General features: G+C 40.4%; 18 protein-coding genes. 11 read left to right on the forward strand and 7 right to left on the reverse strand.

Going from position 1 to position 19,208, the window contains the following annotated elements; genetic code table 11:
- Nucleotides 1-7: 7 nt before the first annotated feature.
- The 6 genes from rutG to rutD form a co-directional block, all read right to left on the reverse strand.
- On the reverse strand, nucleotides 8-1,363 hold the full coding sequence (gene rutG, locus AXW61_RS14190) for a pyrimidine utilization transport protein G (protein WP_062034816.1): 1,356 nt from the start codon (nucleotides 1,361-1,363) through the stop codon (nucleotides 8-10).
- 36 nt (nucleotides 1,364-1,399) lie between these two features.
- Nucleotides 1,400-1,924 carry an NADH-dependent FMN reductase RutF gene (gene rutF, locus AXW61_RS14195; RefSeq protein WP_234956366.1) on the reverse strand — a complete coding sequence of 175 codons (525 nt, stop codon included), beginning with the start codon at nucleotides 1,922-1,924 and terminating at the stop codon, nucleotides 1,400-1,402.
- A 97-nt stretch (nucleotides 1,925-2,021) separates the two neighbouring features.
- On the reverse strand, nucleotides 2,022-2,405 hold the full coding sequence (rutC, locus tag AXW61_RS14200; protein WP_062034818.1) for a pyrimidine utilization protein C: 384 nt from the start codon (nucleotides 2,403-2,405) through the stop codon (nucleotides 2,022-2,024).
- A gap of 30 nt (nucleotides 2,406-2,435) precedes the next feature.
- Nucleotides 2,436-3,185 (reverse strand): pyrimidine utilization protein B, encoded by a 750-nt coding sequence (gene rutB, locus AXW61_RS14205; RefSeq protein ID WP_062034819.1) that lies wholly within the window; start codon nucleotides 3,183-3,185, stop codon nucleotides 2,436-2,438.
- Complete coding sequence (gene rutA, locus AXW61_RS14210) at nucleotides 3,182-4,294, reverse strand: pyrimidine utilization protein A (protein WP_062034820.1); 1,113 nt, start codon at nucleotides 4,292-4,294, stop codon at nucleotides 3,182-3,184. The genes rutB and rutA overlap by 4 nt, the downstream gene beginning before the upstream one ends.
- A 344-nt stretch (nucleotides 4,295-4,638) precedes the next feature.
- Complete coding sequence (rutD, locus tag AXW61_RS14215; RefSeq protein ID WP_062034874.1) at nucleotides 4,639-5,442, reverse strand: pyrimidine utilization protein D; 804 nt, start codon at nucleotides 5,440-5,442, stop codon at nucleotides 4,639-4,641.
- 389 nt (nucleotides 5,443-5,831) lie between these two features.
- Here rutD and AXW61_RS14220 point away from each other — a divergent pair, with 389 nt between their 5' ends.
- From AXW61_RS14220 to AXW61_RS14270, 11 genes are all read left to right on the forward strand, one after another.
- Complete coding sequence (locus AXW61_RS14220) at nucleotides 5,832-6,149, forward strand: metalloregulator ArsR/SmtB family transcription factor (RefSeq protein WP_004693230.1); 318 nt, start codon at nucleotides 5,832-5,834, stop codon at nucleotides 6,147-6,149.
- A 100-nt stretch (nucleotides 6,150-6,249) separates the two neighbouring features.
- Entirely contained in the window at nucleotides 6,250-7,983 is a 1,734-nt protein-coding gene (gene sulP, locus AXW61_RS14225; RefSeq protein ID WP_062034821.1) for a sulfate permease, read from the forward strand.
- A 233-nt stretch (nucleotides 7,984-8,216) separates the two neighbouring features.
- A complete protein-coding gene (gene sstT / locus AXW61_RS14230; RefSeq protein ID WP_062034822.1) occupies nucleotides 8,217-9,410 on the forward strand; it encodes a serine/threonine transporter SstT in 1,194 nt (397 codons plus the stop codon).
- A gap of 39 nt (nucleotides 9,411-9,449) precedes the next feature.
- Nucleotides 9,450-10,118 carry a YoaK family protein gene (locus tag AXW61_RS14235; RefSeq protein WP_062034823.1) on the forward strand — a complete coding sequence of 223 codons (669 nt, stop codon included), beginning with the start codon at nucleotides 9,450-9,452 and terminating at the stop codon, nucleotides 10,116-10,118.
- 20 nt (nucleotides 10,119-10,138) lie between these two features.
- Nucleotides 10,139-10,675 carry a DUF2058 domain-containing protein gene (locus tag AXW61_RS14240; protein ID WP_062034824.1) on the forward strand — a complete coding sequence of 179 codons (537 nt, stop codon included), beginning with the start codon at nucleotides 10,139-10,141 and terminating at the stop codon, nucleotides 10,673-10,675.
- 263 nt (nucleotides 10,676-10,938) lie between these two features.
- Nucleotides 10,939-12,177, forward strand: a complete 1,239-nt coding sequence (locus AXW61_RS14245) for a mechanosensitive ion channel domain-containing protein (protein WP_062034825.1) — start codon at nucleotides 10,939-10,941, stop codon at nucleotides 12,175-12,177.
- 280 nt (nucleotides 12,178-12,457) lie between these two features.
- The gene (locus AXW61_RS17640; protein WP_010326649.1) at nucleotides 12,458-12,640 is read left to right on the forward strand and encodes a hypothetical protein; all 183 of its coding nucleotides are present in this window, start codon (nucleotides 12,458-12,460) and stop codon (nucleotides 12,638-12,640) included.
- A 239-nt stretch (nucleotides 12,641-12,879) separates the two neighbouring features.
- Entirely contained in the window at nucleotides 12,880-14,730 is a 1,851-nt protein-coding gene (locus tag AXW61_RS14255) for an ABC transporter ATP-binding protein (protein WP_062034826.1), read from the forward strand.
- A gap of 303 nt (nucleotides 14,731-15,033) precedes the next feature.
- Nucleotides 15,034-16,062: an AraC family transcriptional regulator gene (locus AXW61_RS14260; RefSeq protein ID WP_004979806.1), complete on the forward strand. Its 1,029-nt coding sequence runs from the start codon at nucleotides 15,034-15,036 to the stop codon at nucleotides 16,060-16,062.
- 71 nt (nucleotides 16,063-16,133) lie between these two features.
- Complete coding sequence (gene gcvH / locus AXW61_RS14265; protein ID WP_004693240.1) at nucleotides 16,134-16,508, forward strand: glycine cleavage system protein GcvH; 375 nt, start codon at nucleotides 16,134-16,136, stop codon at nucleotides 16,506-16,508.
- Between the two features lie 259 nt (nucleotides 16,509-16,767).
- The gene (locus AXW61_RS14270) at nucleotides 16,768-18,108 is read left to right on the forward strand and encodes an MFS transporter (protein WP_155858681.1); all 1,341 of its coding nucleotides are present in this window, start codon (nucleotides 16,768-16,770) and stop codon (nucleotides 18,106-18,108) included.
- Here the strand turns inward: AXW61_RS14270 and AXW61_RS14275 are convergent.
- Nucleotides 17,993-19,186 carry a PilT/PilU family type 4a pilus ATPase gene (locus AXW61_RS14275; RefSeq protein WP_062034827.1) on the reverse strand — a complete coding sequence of 398 codons (1,194 nt, stop codon included), beginning with the start codon at nucleotides 19,184-19,186 and terminating at the stop codon, nucleotides 17,993-17,995. The two genes, AXW61_RS14270 and AXW61_RS14275, sit on opposite strands and share 116 nt — an antisense overlap.
- Nucleotides 19,187-19,208 lie beyond the last annotated feature (22 nt).

The raw sequence follows: 19,208 nt of genomic DNA on the forward strand, positions 1-19,208 counted from the left end.
CGTACTCCTAACTGTGTGCAATAGTGCTATTAATTTGATCGTCCGACTTTTCTACGACTGGCTCTTTCTCACTGCCTCGGTTCAAGAAAAGATTAAGCAGAATGGCTGCTAGTGTTGCAGTGCCAATACCACCTAGGTCAAAACTACCAATTTGTAAGCTGTAATTACCAGTTCCCATAATCAGACACACTGCACCAATCATTAAAGTACTGTTCTTGGTCAAATCAATTTTGTTATCGACCCAAATTTTTGCGCCAGCAACGGTAATCAAACCAAAAACCACAATGGATGCACCACCCAAGAGTGCAACGGGAATTGTGCTAATCACTGCGCCAAACTTAGGCGAAAGCCCCAGTAAAATCGCAAATACACCTGCAAAAACAAAGATTGTGGTTGAATAAACTTTAGTGACTGCCATCACTCCAATGTTTTCAGCATAGGTGGTCATCCCTGTGCCACCAACTGAAGCAGACAGTGTGGTACATACGCCATCTGCAAAGAAACCGCGCCCCATATAAGGAGACAAATTTTTCCCCGTCATCGCCGATACAGCTTTGAAATGTCCTAAGTTTTCCGCCACTAAAATAATCGCAACGGGTGCAATCAACATCATGGCGTTTACATCAAAGGTTGGGCTGTGGAAAGTTGGTAAACCAAACCATGCTGCTTGACCGACTTTTGCAAAGTCAATTGCAGTACCAAAACCCATGACATTAGTGAGTAAAAAATAAATAAAATACGATGCAACTAAGCCTAAAAGTAGCAGTAAACGGCGCACCATACCTTTGGTAAATACCGCAATGACACTGATACAAATAATCGTGATTAACGCCATCCAAGAGTCAAACTGATTGGCTGACACACTTTTGATCGCAACTGGTGCAAGGTGTAAGCCAATAATCATCACGATGGCGCCTGTCACAATAGGTGGCATCAGCTTTTCAATCCATGCCGTACCAGTGCGTATCACAATTAAGCCAATTAACGCGTACAACACTCCACACGCAATGGTTCCACCCAGTGCTAAAGAAAGATTTGGGTTTGCTCCAACACCTGTATAACCCGTAACTGCGACCACTGCTCCAATGAACGCAAAGCTTGACCCCAAATAACTTGGCATACGTCCACCGGTCATGAGGAAGAAGAGTATCGTACCAATGCCTGTAATGAAGATCGTTAGATTCGGATCAAAGCCCATCAGCAATGGGGCAAGTACGGTTGCACCGAACATGGCAAAAGCATGTTGTAACCCCAAAATAATGCTTTTTCCTGCGGGTAAATATTCATCTGTTTGCACAGGCGTTGTATCTAAATCGCCTTGATAAGGCTCAAATTTTGGAAACCACGATTCTTTTGTTTGCATGGGTTTCCCCTCCTTGTAAAAGTAGGAATTTTTGAATTAGCACATTGGTAATGGCTCACAGTAACCACGGTTAAAATACATCAGCGCATTTAGTCCATAACTTTGCTTCATGGCTTTGACTTGGCAAAACAGCACGTCATGGCTACCTACAGACATAGTCTGTACCACTTCACAATCAAAGCTCACCAAGGCATCCTCCAATACAGGTGCATTGGTCAACAGTGTGGACCATGTGCCTTGAGCAAAACGTTCGGGCATTGGCGTTTTCCCCCCAAACAGATTAGATAAGTGTTGTTGCTGACTCGACAACGTGTTTACACATAACACTTGATTGGTTTTAAACGTCTCAAACACCGAGGCTGAACGGTTTAAACACACCAACAACGTTGGCGGTGTATCGGTCACACTACATACTGCCGATGCCGTAAAGCCTGCCTGACCTGCCCCTCCATCTGTTGTAATCACATTGACCGCAGCCCCCAGATTCGCCATACCTTGACGAAACGTGTGTTGATCCAGCATCGACTCACCCATTGCCTCTGGTGCTTTGTTATTCAGCATGGTTTCAACTTGATCTTGATTCATCAGTTTTGCATTCATCGTATTCTCCATGCCCTAAAAAATCGTATATCAGGGCATTAAAATTTGATTATTCCACTTAAGCCACATGTGCAACCGAAGCGATTTCAACCAAAGCCTCTGGCTTGACCAGTCCAGTCTGTACGCAATAGCGTGCAGGTTTATCGTTTGGAAAATACTCGGCATATACAGCATTAATCGCGCCATAATCGGCCCAATCTTTCACAAAAACATGATTAAAAGTGACGTCATCCATTGTGCCACCTGCGGTTGCAAGGACTCGTTTAATGGTTTCTAAAATATGTCGAGTCTGTGCTGCTGCATCACCAACGTGAACAACGTTGTTGTGTTCATCAAAGGCCAAGGTGCCTGATACATAAACGATATTGTCAGACTTAGTTGCAGGTACAAATGGTGCAAGTGGTTTCGCTGTGCCTTCAGGCACAATAATTTCTTTAGGCATGAGGTTTCCTCTATCTTTCGTATGTATGACTTATGCTGTTTTTGCCAGTGTTTGACTGCCTGAAGTTTGAAAGGTATTCACAAAATTTTGTGTATCAGACACCCAACCAAAAAAGGTTTTGATGTTATAGAGACTTGCTTCTTGCACCTCGATAGGCCCAGCTTGATAGCACGCATCTTTAAGAGCGACTCCAAAATACTCCAAGAAAAAACCATCCCTTAAAGTCGACTCGACACAGACATTGGTCGCAATACCGACAAAAACTAAATTTCGGATTCCTCGCACCCGCAACATACTGTCCAACGCAGTATTAAAGAATCCACTATAGCGAGGCTTTTCTATGACTAAATCTTGTGGTTCAGGCTTGAGTGCATCAATCAACTCAAAATCCCAACCACCTTTTGCCAGTAGTTTTCCCTGCAGCTCTGGATTTTTGCGCATGGTTTTTAAAGCATTCGACTTATGGAAGTTTGGTGAATCACTCCCTCCTGCTTCACGGTACTGGTCATCCCAACCATTTTTAAAGTAAATCACCTGAATGCCAGCTGCATGTGCAGCAGTAATGGTTTTTTGAATGTTTTCAACCACAGGTTTGGTTTTAGATACATCAAACCCGGCCAAGTCCAAATAGCCACCTACTGAGGTATAGGCATTTTGCATATCAATCACAATCAATGCAGTGTGTTCAGGTGCTAAAGCAATCTGTTCGGGTTCTGCTTTTAATGTTTTTGCGTACAGGCTTTGTTTAGTAAATTCTGCACAGACTATAGATTCATTCATGCGCTTTTCTCCAAAACAACGCGTGGCGCATCCGCTTCAACCACGATATGTTCACGGCATTTCATCAAAGGTTGTATACGCTGACCAAAGTCTTCGACCCCTTGAACAAAGTCATCAAAGGTAAGCAAAATACCTTCAGTCCCCTGAATTTCACCAATTTCATCTAACATGTGTGCAACATGTTCAAACGAACCGACTAACGTTCCCATATTGATATTCACAGGCGAAACCGAAGAGGCCATTTGGCGAATATTGGTATCTGTTCCAGATTTGGTATCTTTACCACCTTGGTTCATTAGCCAATTAATCGCCTCCATATCCGCACCAGCGTTATATGTTTGCCATTTCGCATGCGCCTCTTCATCGGTTTCTGCAGCAATCACCATAAACAGCACATAGGTTTGTACATCACGCCCTGTTTTATCGGTTTGCTGTTTTAAGCGCTCATTGATTTCTGCATAGGCTGTCGGTGTATTCAGCCCTTTACCGAAAACAAAGTTGTAATCGGCATATTTGGCAGAAAATTCAAGACCTGTATCAGACTGACCCGCACAGATAATCTTCATATCCGCTTGTGGACGTGGGCTCACACGGCAGTCCTGCATAGTAAAATGCTCTCCTTTAAAATCTGAACGACCTGTCGCCCAGAGTTCACGCAAAATTTCTACATATTCAGAAAGATATTCATAGCGCTGTGCAAAATATTCATCTCCTGGCCACATCCCCATTTGCGTATATTCGGGTGCTTGCCAGCCTGTCACGACATTTAAACCAAAACGACCATTTGAAATGGAATCAATGGTTGACGCCATTCGTGCCACAATTGCAGGCGGCATCACCAACGTCGCAGCTGTTGCATAGATTTGGATTTTACTTGTCACCGCAGCGAGCCCAGCCATCAAGGTAAATGTTTCTAGGTTATGATCCCAAAACTCTGTTTTCCCGCCAAAGCCACGCAGTTTGATCATCGACAAAGCAAAGTCAAAACCATAATGCTCAGCACGTTGAACAATTTTTTTGTTTAGTTCAAATGAAGGCATGTACTGTGGCGCGGTTTCCGAAAGCAGCCAGCCATTATTTCCAATCGGGCAAAATACACCTATTTTCATCTCGTTTATCCTCTACACTTATTTCATTATTCGCAGAACATCAAAGGCTAAATACAGCAAGACTTTTAACCTTTAGTTTGATAAAAATATATTTGCACAAGCTATGCCAACTATTATTTATTATTATTTTTCAATATATTAAATATTTTTAATTAATTTTATTTTTTACCAAAAAGTAAAATTAGTTTTTATTTTATGCACTATCTCTGTGAGGAGTGATCAATGATTGTGCGGTAAGTGATCCAAACTAGAGTTTTTATATTTTTAGCCTAAATAAAAAAGGTGTATAGATTTCAAAACCTATACACCTTCAATTTATAAAGCCAAATTAAACAATCGATAATCTAAACTAAACTTTCCAGCACTGTTAAAAAAGCCAACATTTCCTTATTCATCACGACTGTTTCGGTTACAGTCGCTGCATGAGCGCCCTGCTTTAAAAGAGTCAACTGTGCATGCGGAAACAACCGTTTTAGGTTTTGTGAGCGTTGGTAAGGCACAAGGAAATCATCTTGGTTTGCAATCAAATGCATCGGTATATTCTGCAAAGCGGCTCGTACCTCCTCGCTCAGTTCAAAGTCCATTAAAGCACTTAGCCGTCGCAATACATTTTCATGCGGTGGAAAGTTTTGAATTTGAAACTGTTCTTGTTTTTGAATACTTTCTATATTTGCTGAAATCCAAGCTGGTGTATATAAAAACAAGGCCTGTGCTTTGACATAAGCCTCTGTGCCTGCACATGTTAAAAGATTAATTCGGGTTTCAAAGCATTTATAGGTATGCGCATCTAACGTGTCCCACCCATTTAAAATCGTGATTGACAACATCTGATACTCGGTCGATTGGCATAAGGATGCCAACTCCGCACCAATAAAACCACCCAGTGCATGGCCGATAAAATGAAACCGTTGAATATGTTGTTGCTTTAAAATCAGCAAAAGCTGCTGGCCCAAATCGCGTATACAATAATCTGGTTTTAATAATGTACTGTTTTCATGGCAACCTTCTTGATCGTAAGTTAGGACATGAAATTTGGTTTGTAGGTCTTGAATTTGTGGCTGCCAAAACTGCGCATGTCCACCTAAACCCGATGATAAGACCACATAATCAGCATCATCTATATGGGATGGAAAAATTTGTACATTCATCTCAAAGTTTACTTTTTGGTCAAAAATATTATCTAGCAATAATTATGCCTTTTAATAAATGTTTGTATTTTTTAAATTTATAATGAATTTTTTAAAAAGCTCTGTAATTATGATTTTAATGCTCTATATGATAAAATATTCAAAGCTTATTATAAATAATCATAAAGAATGAGTTTTTAATTTAAAAAATCGGCTTAAATTATATAAATATCGAGAACTTAAGTAATATTTCGAATAACTAATTTTGATGTAAATATTAAGTATATATAACTTTAGCTAATATTTTATTTCACTAAAAGCCATGCATATTGGACTTGAAAAGACAGCATTATGAACGGCTTGGTTTTATACTAAGCACACAGTTGTTTTGTTTTATGAGTAGGTTTTAAATGAACACAGGACTTGAAATAACGTCTATGCGCGACTCTGCTGAAGTTGTTGTGAGTATTTTAAAATCTCTAGCCAATACTGATCGTTTATTAATTTTGTGTCATTTGTCGCAACAAGAACTGAATGTTTCTCAAATTGAAGAAATTACCGACATCAAACAGCCGACTCTTTCTCAACAATTAATGATGTTACGTAAAAGTGATGTGGTAAATACGCGCCGTGATGGTAAGCAAATTTATTACTCCATTAAAGATGAACGCATGATTGAAGTTTTAAATACTTTGTATAGCTTGTACTGCCCAAAACCACGTCTCTAAACCAAATCACTCTATATTTTCTGTGCTATGAAAACGAATGCTAAGACTTCTTAGCATTTTTTATGCATAATATATCTATATTTATGATTTAGATTGTTTTATGTCTGATTGGAATCGTCGTCTAATCCATTATCTCCCCGCATGGCAGTGGCTTAAGCACTATGACGCGCCTACGTTTAAGTCAGATTTACTTGCATCTTTTATCGTCATTGCCATGTTGGTACCTCAAGGCATGGCCTATGCCATGTTGGCAGGCTTACCACCAATCACTGGGTTATATGCCAGCATTATCCCAATGATTATTTATGCCATCATTGGTGGCAGTCCCACACTTTCTATTGGCCCTGTTGCCATCATTTCGATGATGACCTTTGCGACTTTGAACTCGATGTTTGAAGTTGGTTCACCAGTTTATATACAAGCGGCATGTTTATTAGCACTAATGGTCGGTATCATTTCCCTACTGTTGGGTTTATTTCGCTTTGGTTTCCTCATCCAACTGATTAGCCACCCCGTCATCCAAAGTTTCATTATTGCATCTGCTTTGCTGATTGCGTTGGGTCAGTTGAAGTTTATTGTCGATCTGCCTTTAAAAGCCAATAATATCCCCGAGTTTGTGGTAAGTGTTTGGCAATACATCAGTTTGACTCATATAGGTACGCTGCTGTTTGGACTGTGCGCAATCGTATTTTTAATTTATGTACCAAAGCTGCTGAATACTAATACCTTAAAAGGTTGGTTCGGATCGACCGTATTACTTTCGCGTACTATTCCTTTATTTTTAGTGGTTGCCTCGATTGCCTTGGTCTATTTTTTCCAACTGCAAACGCTTGGAATCAAAACCGTCGGAATCATTCCATCTGGTATGCCTCCACTCGATATGCCGTATTGGAACTGGACTTTAGTTCTGCAACTTTTGCCAGGTGCAACCATGATCGCGATGATCAGTTTTGTTGAATCACTTTCCATTGCTCAAGCCACGGCTTTACAAAATCGAAGTCAACTCAATAGCAACCAAGAACTTATCGCTTTGGGGTTAGCCAATATCAGTGCAGGTTTCAGTTCGGCCTTTCCTGTAACAGGCAGCCTTTCTCGTACTGTCGTTAATGCAGATGCAGGCGCTCAGACCCCTATGGCGGGTGTGCTCTCTTCGCTGTTGATTATTGTAGTGAGCTTATACTTTACAGGTTTCTTTCAAGACCTTCCTTTAGCTATTTTGGCTGCAACAATTATCGTCTCCATATGGAAACTTGTGGACTTTAAACCCTTCATCGAAGCATGGAAGTATTCCAAAGCAGATGGTATCGCGATGTGGATTACCTTTTTTGGTGTTGTCTGTATCGATATTTCAACTGGCCTGATCATTGGCATGATCTCAACCTTTATTTTGTTGCTTTGGCGGATTAGCCGGCCACATATTGCTGTGATTGGCTTGGTCGAGGGGACGCAACATTTTCGCAATGTTGAACGCCATCAAGTTCAGACGACGGCACAAGTACTGTCAATGCGTATAGATGAAAGTCTAACCTTCTTAAATGCCAATATATTGAAAGGCGAGCTGATCAATGCTGTGAGCCAACAACCTGAGTTAGCTCATGTGGTGATTAATTGCTCCAGTGTGAGTAGTATCGACTTGAGTGCTTTAGAAATGCTGGAAGATATTAATCTAGAATTGGCCAAGCAAAACATTCAACTGCATTTGTCCGAAGTTAAAGGTCCTGTGATGGATCGACTGCAAAGCTCAAAACTATTGAAACATTTGAGTGGGAATGTCTTTTTAACTCACTATCAAGCCATTCAGACCCTTTCACCTCAGCTGCTTAAAACTTCATAAGAGACTGAATGCATGCTTGTACTTTTTCAATTTAGTGAGAAATATCAAGCAGGCATTTATGATAAAAATCCATTAAATATGTCGTTTTTATGAATTAAAATGAATAATAAAAACTGGAATTACAATAACTTAATTTTTATATTTAAATATTTTTCAGTCAGTTAGCAAATTAGGTATAAAATGGCGCACTTAAAATCCGTATTTTGTCCTCATAATTTCAACAAGGCGCCTCTATGTTTTCTGTTTTAGCGCGAATGAGTCTAGTTACTCGAATTATTATTGCCATTATTTTGGGTATTGGTGTAGCCCTTGTTTTCCCAGGCGTTGCACCTTATTTGAGCCTGCTAGGCGACTTATTTATTAAAGCGTTAAAATCTGTCGCGCCTGTACTTGTATTTGTCTTGGTTCTTGCTTCTATTGCAAATTTTAAAGTAGGTCATAGTGCGAATCTACGTCCTATCATCATCATGTATGCCGTGGGTATGTTACTGGCTGCTTTTTCAGCAGTTGCTGTCAGCATCGCTTTCCCAAGTACTTTGTTCTTAAACTTACCTGCAAATACTGACTTACAACCACCAAGCAGCTTGATTGAAATCTTTAAGAACTTACTGCTGAGCTTTATTGCTAACCCTGTAACTGCCATTAGTGAAGCAAACTTCATTGGTATTTTAGCATGGGCTGTAGCCTTGGGTGCTGCATTCCGTCATGCCAAAGACTCAACCAAAGACTTACTCAATGATACTGCACACGCAGTAAATAGCGTGATTCGTTTGGTGATTAACTTTGCGCCGATCGGTATTTTCGGTCTAGTGGCGGTAACCTTTGCAGAAACAGGTTTAAGTACCTTAGCAAGCTATGCACATTTATTGGCCGTCTTACTCGGTACAATGGCTTTCGTTGCCTTAGTCATCAACCCGCTTATGGTTGCTGTGGTAACACGTAGCAATCCATATCCTTTGGTATTTCAGTGTTTACGTGAAAGTGGTATCACTGCTTTCTTCACGCGTAGTTCTGCTGCAAACATTCCTGTGAACTTAGATCTTGCAAAACGTTTGGGTGTTGCTGAATCTACAGCGAGTGTAGCCATTCCACTCGGTGCGACCATTAACATGGCCGGCGCCTCAGTGACTATTACTGTGCTTACACTGGCAGCAGTCAATACACTAGGTCTTAATGTTGACTTTACCACCATGATGATTTTATCTGTGCTTGCAACAGTTTCAGCTTGTGGTGCTTCTGGTGTTGCAGGTGGTTCTTTGCTGTTGATCCCTGTGGCATGTGGCCTATTTGGTATTTCATCTGATATTGCAATGCAAGTGGTTGCAATTGGTATGGTGATTAGCGTACTACAAGACTCTACTGAAACAGCATTGAACTCATCAACTGACGTATTATTTACTGCAGCAGTTGACCGCGCTTCAAAATAATATATTGTAGAATCAGTATATTATTTCTTTTTTGAAGTTATGCCATTTCAACACTTACCACTTTGGATTCAACTGGGGGCATTCTTTCTTGCAGTCAATGCAGGAATGATTAATGTCTTAGGACTGGTGACTGTTTTACACCAGTCTGTTTCCCATATGACTGGTAATGTAAGTGTTTTGGCGATGTCGCTTGTACATTGGCAACCCGAAAGCATTTTATATTTGCTATTAGTAACACTCTGCTATGTCATCGGTTCATTTTATAGCGGTGTAATTCTGGGAAATAGTCACTTTCGATTGGGACGCCGCTATGGCGTACCACTCACGTTAGTGGCTTTTTTTATTTTTTTGTGTTGGTTCTTTCTGCCTTATTTTCCACGCTATGCTTTACTCTGGGCCTGCGTCGCAATGGGTGTGCAAAATGCCATGGTGAGCCATTATAAAGGCACCATCATTCGCACCACACATTTATCGGGTGTTCTTACCGATCTCGGCTTAGCGCTTGGTTATCGTGTGCGCGGACTCGTGGTTGAGCGTCGGCGTGTAGTTTTACATCTTTTGATTTTAAGTGGCTTTTTGATCGGTGGACTCTGTGCAAGTTGGATGTATCCCTATTTAAAACTCAATTCTTTTTTAGTTCCAACAGCATTAAGCTTGATCCTTAGTGTTGTATATTGGATCATTTACTTTCGTTATCGTCGTTTTTAAACGCAGTTGTGGAATTCGCTATGGTAAAAAATGCATTACAGGCTCAGTTACTCAAAGCCGGTTTAGTTGACAACAAAAAGGCCAAAAAACTTTCTAAACAAGCAGTGCATGAGCAAAGAACAGGTCAAAGCAGTGAAGCAGAGATCAAGGCAAAAATTGCACAAGACAAACAGCAAAAACAGGCCAAAGATCAGGCTATTGAACTTGAGAAGAAAGCGATATTGCAAGAAAAAGAGCTCAAAGCGACGATCATTCAAATGATCACGCAACATAAAATCCGGGATACCGATGGTGACGTGGCCTATCAGTTTATTGACGATGGCAAAATCAAAAAACAATATATCAATCAACAAATTTACAATGCCTTGGTTGCTGGTAGCCTCGTGATTGCACGTGATCATGAAAGCTACGCCTTCTTACCTAAAGCTTTAGCTGATCGTATTAATGCCAAACTTGAAGGCTTTATTATCATAAATACCTCTGAGAAAAATGAAGCAGTCACCGATGAGGAAGATCCATATGCTGCGTACGTGATCCCTGATGATCTCATGTGGTAATTTGAACCATCAGAAGCTTCCATATTGGAAGCTTCGTTTTTTCCTAGTTCATTATAAAACTAATTTACCATTCCACTGCTCTGACATATCCCGACCATTAACAATTTATGCTTCATGACATTCAAATATCGATTTAAAAAACAAATCTACGAGAGTAAATAAACAAGTCGTTGAAAACATGTATAAACTTAGTGACACAATTTGCTTAATTCGTATAGCTGATTACACTATTTACAGTGTTTTAATCAAAAGAAGATCGCATTTTGGATAATTTTCATTTCATACAGAGTTTAAAAGACTGGTCAGATCAGTATCCTTGGATCGAAATGTTGACAGGATTCTGCATACTCATTCTAGTGGCTATACTGGCGTATATTATTGCCAAGCATGTTGTCGTTCGTGGTATTCGGCATCTCATCACTAAGCTAAAATTTGCCAATCACGACATCATGTCGCAGCATAGTGTGATTCGTCGAATTGCGAACATTGTCCCAGCAATCGTCATTATGAATGGTATCGTTACCGTTCCTCACCTATCTACGAAAATGGTCACCTTTGTCCAAATGGCGGCACAGGCCTTTATTTTCTTAACCATTGCGCTGGCGATTGGTGAATTACTGAATATCTTCAATTTGGTTTATCAACGTAATCCAAAGTCTAGAAATAAGCCCATCAAAGGCTATTTACAGCTGATCAAACTCATTATTTTCATCGTTTGTGGCCTGATGATCTTAGGGACTTTCTTGAAGAAAGATGTCTTCACCTTGCTAGCGGGCTTTGGTGCAATGGCGGCAGTGCTGATGTTGGTCTTCCAAAACACCATTTTGTCTTTGGTGGCTTCTGTTCAGATTTCATCCTATGACATGGTTCGCATTGGAGATTGGATTGAAATGCCATCTCTGAATGCAGACGGTGATGTCATTGATATGTCATTACATACCATCACTGTACAGAACTTTGATAAAACCTTTACCACAATTCCAACCAACAAATTGGTCACAGATACTTTTAAAAACTGGCGGGGTATGTCACAGGCAGGCGTACGTCGTATCAAACGCTCACTTTATATTGACCAAAGTAGCGTTCACTTTATGTCTGAAGCAGAACAAAGCAAACTTAAAGAGTTTTTATTATTAGACCAATATTTGGATCACAAAAGCACAGAGCTGGTTGAGTTTAATCAAAAACTGAGCAATACATCTCCTTGTAATCAGCGACGTTTAACCAATATCGGGACCTTCCGTGCGTATGTTGAGCTGTACCTTAATCAGCATCCGAACATTTCAAAACACCAGTCTTTAATCGTGCGTCAGCTACAACCGACTGAAAAAGGTTTGCCGCTGGAAATTTATGCATTTAGCAATCAAATTGCATGGAAAGATTATGAAGCGATTCAGTCGGATATCTTCGATCATTTAATTGCCATTCTTCCCGAATTTGGTCTCAAAATTTACCAAGCTCCATCGGGATATGACATGCAAATCGCACTATCAAACCCGTAATTTTTTTCACTTTGGTATGCTAAAACCACTCTAGGTTTAGCATACTAAGGTTTTAAAAACGCAGAATAAGCGTTTCAACATATGTTCTAAATCACCCACTCTAGAATAAAGATTCTGAAAAATACATAACATTAGTTTTTCAACAACTGTGTTATTTACGTTGTGTATTATGTAAGTCAATTATGTGATCATTTACATGAAATATACCGCAATATCACAATATCAACCTTTTCTCTTCATTAAATTAGCCACTCCTTTTCACTTTGTAAGACTTTCTAAAATGAATACTTTAAATAAATCTTTATGTGCTGCCCTTTTAGCTGTAGCAGCGACATCTTCTTTTGCAGCAGAAACTCAAGTTGTAGAAACCACTCAAGCTGCTGTTGCAACTGAAAATGCAGCACCTGCTTCAGAAGCTGCTGCATCTGATGCGGTTGCGACATCAGAAGCTCAAGCAAACTAATGCTTTAAGCATCTTGGGGGATTCATTTGCTTGGATTCCCTTTTATCACTCTTCTCTATATCAGACTTTTATATCTATTCATCTACATTTCTTGCTATCCATACTGCTACAACATCGTTTAGTCTCTCGCAATTTACACAGACCACTGAGGTCTTTTCATGCTAAAATTTTCAAATTCTGCTTATTTATAAAACAAGCCATTACCATTATAAATGGCTTATTTTTAGAAGGTTTTATTCATGTTCAAATGGTTTGAAAAACGTGTTGATCCCTATCCAGAAGAAGGTTTAAACCAACCTTTACCGACCACGTTCTTTCCGTTTGTATGGCAGGCCGCTAAAGGTGTGCGTGGCTATTTGCTGATTTTGGTTTTATTCACGGCTGGTGCTGCCAGTTTTGAAGCCTTGTTTTATGCCAAAATTGGTGACTTAGTAAACTGGCTCAGTAAAAGCCAGCCAGAAACATTTTTAGCAGAACATGGTTCAAATTTAGTCCTGTTATTCTGTATTTTATTGGCCAATATTTTATTTGCCAGTTTACAGTCGATTATTAAACACCAAATATTATTTAGCACTTTTCCGATGCGTCTGCGCTGGCGCTTTCATAATTTACTGCTGAAGCAAAGCCTCGACTTTTTTCACAATGATTTTGCAGGAAGACTCTCCGCAAAAGTCATGCAAACTGCACTGGCAATACGTGAGTTTTGGGTTATTTTGGGTGACATGTTGGCTTATGTGCTGATTTATTTTGTCACGGTCAATCTGGTGCTTGCCGCTATCTCCCCGCTCCTAATATTACCTTTACTGGTCTGGTTGGCTTTGTTTATCTGCGCTGCGTATTACTTCATTCCACGTTTGAGCAAAGTTTCAAATGAACAAGCCGATGCCCGAGCTGTGATGACTGGCCGTGTTACCGATGCTTATACCAATATTCAAACAGTAAAGCTTTTTGCCCATGCAGGACGAGAAAGCTTATATGCCAAATCCTCGATGCAAGAGTTCATGGTCACCGTTTATAAACAAATGCGTTTAGGTGCTAAGTATGAAATCAGCATCCTGTTTTTAAATATAGTGCTGTACGCAGGCGTATTGGGCACTGCAGTTTGGTTATGGATGAATGGGCGAGTTGAACTCGGTGTTATTGCTGCTGCAACGGCTATGATTTTAAAACTGAGCAGTATTGCTGAATTTATCATGTGGCAAACCTCAGCACTTTTTGAAAGTGTCGGCACCATTCAAGACGGCATGAAAACCCTCGGTCGTTCGATCACGATTCAAGACAAACCTGATGCCAAAGACCTTGAGGTTAAACAAGGCGTGATTGAATTTAAAGACGTAACTTTTGCGTACAACAGTAAAAATGTCATCGACAATTTAAACCTACGCATCCGAGCTGGTGAAAAAATTGGGATCGTTGGCCGCTCTGGTGCAGGGAAATCAACACTGATTCAACTATTGCTGCATTTTTATCAATTGAAACAGGGTGAAATTTTAATTGATGGACAGAATATTGAAGATGTCACCCAAGACAGTTTACGTCGTAATATTGCCTTAGTGACTCAAGACACCTCCCTGCTACACCGTAGTGTCGCAGAAAATATCAAATATGGCCGTCCCAATGCCAGTGATGAAGAAATGTATGCTGCTGTACGTAAAGCCAAAGCCGAAGAGTTTATTCCTCAGCTGACTGACTTACGTGGTAAATCAGGTTATGAAGCCTATGTTGGTGAACGTGGAGTGAAACTTTCAGGTGGCCAACGCCAGCGTATCGCCATTGCTCGTGTGTTCTTGAAAGATGCACCAATCTTAATTTTAGATGAAGCCACCAGTGCCCTAGACTCAGAAGTTGAAGCTGCAATTCAATCTAGCCTTGATGACTTAATGCAAGATAAAACGGTGATTGCGATTGCACACCGTCTTTCAACCATTGCTCAAATGGATCGTTTGATTGTGCTTGATGAAGGTCGTATTGCAGAACAAGGGACACATGAAGAGCTGATTCAAAAAAATGGTATCTATGCGCACCTTTGGCAGCGTCAAACAGGTGGATTTTTAACGGAACAACATCCAATTAAAAAGAAAGAAGCCTAATTTTACTTCCCGTCCTCAGCACGCTTAGATCATTATCATCAATGATTTTAGCGTGCTGATTTTGAAAAGATTTTACTTAACTTTTAGCATCATTTGCTGAGCCTTGATTTTTATCGAGAGTCTTATATTTTTGCTCAGAAATTTATGATATTTATAATATCGTTCCACTAAATCAAAAATGTAAAAGATACTGAATTGATATAGGCTCGGAACATATTGTCCAACAATATGCTCCATGAATTTGAAATATTCATGCCAATATAACTTCAGTTAGAAAAGAAAGAAAAATGCAATGGATCGCGCATGAAAACAGTTTCACTTCGCCAAGATCAAGGAATTCCTGGTGTTTATGGCTTATTGTTGTTAGATGTTGTGTCTCGTTGGGGCTATAACGCAGAGACGCTATTTTCCCCTTTTCAACTCACGAGCGAACAACTCGCAGAGCCGGACTTTCGCATACCTGTTCATACTGCCAATGAACTTGTGAAGTTGGCCAGCCGTCTCACTGGTGAGCCCACGCTTGGCTACCATCTAGGCACGCAAATGCGTATTTCAATTCATGGCTTCATTGGCTATGCCATTATGACAACTCATGATATTGGCGAAGCCTTGGTACTTGCTAACCGCTTTATTCAACTGCGCATGCCTTTTTTGCAGCTTTTCTTTTCCACCTTTGGCGAAAAAGCGACTTTACAATTACGCTGTGATGTCGATATAGAACCGTTGCGTACCGATATTGCGATCAGTATTATTTTTGGCATTGTTTCGATGAGTAAGGCGCTCACTGGTATTGAAAATCTGGCTGGGGAAATTGATTTCGATTTTCCAGAACCCGAAGGCTTTGATCGCTATCGTGCAAAGCTACCTAACCATAGTGTTCGCTTTGATCAACCACATTTACTTTTGAGTTTTGATAAGCATTATCTCGGCTTTAAAATGGTCAATGCTGACCCACTTGCAAGCCAAATAGCCATTAATCAGTGTGAAGCTGAGCTCTCAGCCATGGGCGAACGCCGAAGATTATCGATGCGTGTACGTGACATTTTGACGCGCTCAGAACAACACTATTTAAGCATCGAGCATGTCGCTGACCTCTTACACATGTCTGATCGAACACTGAAGCGCCAACTGGCTGCTGAAAGCACGTCTTTTTCAACCATTGTGGATGAAGTGCGTTACCGTCATGCCACGTCACTTTTGTCACGTACAGACTATAGCTTAGAGCAAATCGCAGATGAACTGGGATATAGTGATGTGGCAAATTTCAGCCGAGCATTTAAGCGTTGGAGTGGCCGCAGCCCGAGTAATTGGCGTAAAGATCCGTATTTATAGATCTTTTGTTTTGATAAAAAAGCATGTATAAATCATGCGAAAAATGATTTTTGTATTTTAAGGAGTTATTCATGAATCATCCTTCAGAATTGAAGTATGCAAGTACACATGAATGGGTGCGTATTGAAGGTGATCTTGTTGTAACTGGTATTTCAGACCATGCACAGGATGCCTTAGGCGATTTAGTCTACGTTGAAACACCAGAAGTTGGTCAACAAATCACTGCAGGCGAACAAGCGGGTGTGGTTGAATCTGTAAAAACAGCTTCTGATATTCATGCACCAGTTTCTGGCACCGTGGTAGAAATCAATGCCAATCTGGAAGATGATCCTGACTTCGTCAATGATGACCCCTACGGCAAAGGTTGGATTTATAAAATCAAACCAGACAATATCGCAGATGTAGAACAACTCCTTTCAAGCACAGCCTATGAAGCAGGTCTATAAGCCTAGTATTCATATTTACGGCTCAAAAAATCAGTCTGCGGACTGATTTTTTGCAACTATCCTCTTATTTTGATAAATTAACTTAATATTTTTCAGTTCAACTCGCTTAAATACCAGCATTTATTACTATAATTATACTTTTCACGTGCATTATCTTATAATTTGGTTATTCTAATTTCACAGCCGTGACCTAGCTTCTGCATAAAATAATAGCAACAGCTCACGCCCTGTGGCCTCTTCTTCGAACCAAAGGTTCTGCATGTCTGCTCTTAATACATCGTCGCTATGGAATAAGTCTTTTATTCTTTGCTTAGTGAACAATCTGTTTTTGTTCATCTTTTACTTTGCGCAGACCTCAATCCTCCCAATCTATATTTTGAATGATTTGGGTGGAAGCCTTGCACAAGCAGGCTTAGCCATGACTTTGTTCATGGCATCGTCTATCGCAGTTCGCCCTTTTAGCGGACTCATTATTGAAAAATTGGGAAATAAGAAAACGCTTTTTATCGCGGAAGCCCTATTTTGTTTGTTTTCCTTGGCCTATTTGTTTGCTGATAATTTACAACTGTTGTTACTGGTTCGTTTTCTACATGGCATTTGGTTCAGCATCGTCACCACAGTTGCCGTACCTATCGTCAATGAGTTTATTCCAGAAAAACGTAAAGGCGAAGGCATGGGCTATTTTGTCATGTCCATTAATCTGGGGATTGTACTTGGGCCATTCCTCGGTTTAACCCTGATCCAGTCTGTATCCTATCCAATGGTCGCAGGAATTTTAGCGTTTAGTGTCTGTCTCGGTTTCTTGTTTTGCTTCTTTATCCCAATTCAGCAGACCACTCAAAAATTGACACCACCCGTGAAGCGCAAGCTCAGTATCCATGACTTTGTTGAAACTAAAGCCTTGAATATTTCAATTATGGGTATGATCGTTTCTTTTTCCTATGCCAGTATTATGTCGTTCATTTCAACTTATGCAGAGTCTAAACATCTGCTGAACTACGCGAGCTTGTTTTTTATCGTCTTTGCGATTTCCATGATGAGTCTACGCCCGATTACAGGTAAAATTTATGACCGTCGCGGAGCGAGCTATGTGATTTACCCAGCGATTATATTATTTAGCTTAGGACTTGTGAGTCTCAGTCAGATTCAATCTCTGACGGGTTTATTGGTTGCGGCAGTATGCGTTGGCATGGGCTTTGGTTCTGCACAGCCTTGTCTACAAACTTTAGCTATTCAAGGTGCGGAAAAGCATCGGATTGGCCATGCGACCTCCACGTTCTTTACCATGTATGACTTAGGTATTGCTCTTGGCTCTGTATTGTTGGGTCTACTCATTTCTAAGCAAGGTTATAGCTTCACCTATTTATTCTGTGCACTGACAACCATTTTAAGTTTATTGTTCTATGCCGTATCGCGAATAGAAAGAAAACCGCTTAAAATATCAGTCCGTATGCGCATCGCAATGAACATACGGACTCAGAAAATTAGGCGTCGGCCTTCTCTTCTTCAGCGTCTTTGGCTTTTTCAGCAACCGCTTGATCAAAAGACAAAGCACTATTTGAGCTTAACTGCGGGTTGTCACGACTACTCTTTAACTTAATCTGTAGACGTAATTCATTGACCGAGTCTGCATTTCGTAGCGCCTCTTCATAAGCAATTGCACCTTGATTGTATAAATCAAACAAAGCCTGATCAAAGGTCTGCATACCTAGCTCTCGTGACTTCGACATCACTTCTTTGAGTTCATGGAAATTCCCTTTAAGTATCAAGTCTGACATCAACGGCGTATTGAGCATGATTTCCACTGCTGCTCGGCGACCACGCCCATCTTCAGTTCGCACCAGACGCTGTGAAATAATCGCCTTCATATTGGAAGATAAGTCCATCAAAAGTTGATTGCGACGTTCGTCTGGGAAAAAGTTAATAATTCGATCTAAAGCCTGATTTGCATTATTAGCATGTAATGTGCCTAGGCATAAGTGGCCTGTTTCTGCAAAAGCTATGGCATGCTCCATAGTCTCCGTGTCACGAATCTCACCAATTAAAATGACATCAGGTGCTTGGCGCAAAGTATTTTTCAAAGCATTGTGCCAAGAGTGACAGTCCACACCTACTTCTCGATGAGTAATCATCGATTTCTTATGCTTGTGAACATATTCCACTGGGTCTTCAACCGTAATAATGTGCCCTGCCGAGTTTTCATTTCGATGATCAATCATGGCCGCCAAAGATGTCGATTTACCCGACCCTGTACCGCCAACTACCAATACTAAACCACGTTTTTCCATAATCACGTCTTTTAAAGACGTTGGAAGTTGTAACTTGGTGAAGTTAGGAATTTCCGCGGTAATCGTACGAATCACCATACCTACATGTAGTTGCTGCTGAAAAACATTGACGCGAAAACGTGAGACATTGGGAACGCTAATTGCAAAATTACACTCCAGCTCAGTTTCGAACTCTAATCGTTGCTTTTCGTTCATTAAACTATAAGCAAAGAGTTTGGTCTGATCAGATGGCAAGTTTTGTTGACCCAATGGCTTCATAAGGCCCTGATGCTTAATACTTGGCGGAAAGTCTGCAGATATAAATAAGTCTGAACCACCATACTCAACCACTTTGCTGAGCATGTGAAACATCATCCGACGGGCTTCTTCTAAAAGTTCTGCAGAATACATAGTGTTCTCTAAAAATTAGTGC

Origin of the sequence: Acinetobacter sp. BMW17 (genome assembly GCF_001592855.1) — a bacterium.
Classification (GTDB): Bacteria; Pseudomonadota; Gammaproteobacteria; order Pseudomonadales; family Moraxellaceae; genus Acinetobacter; species Acinetobacter johnsonii.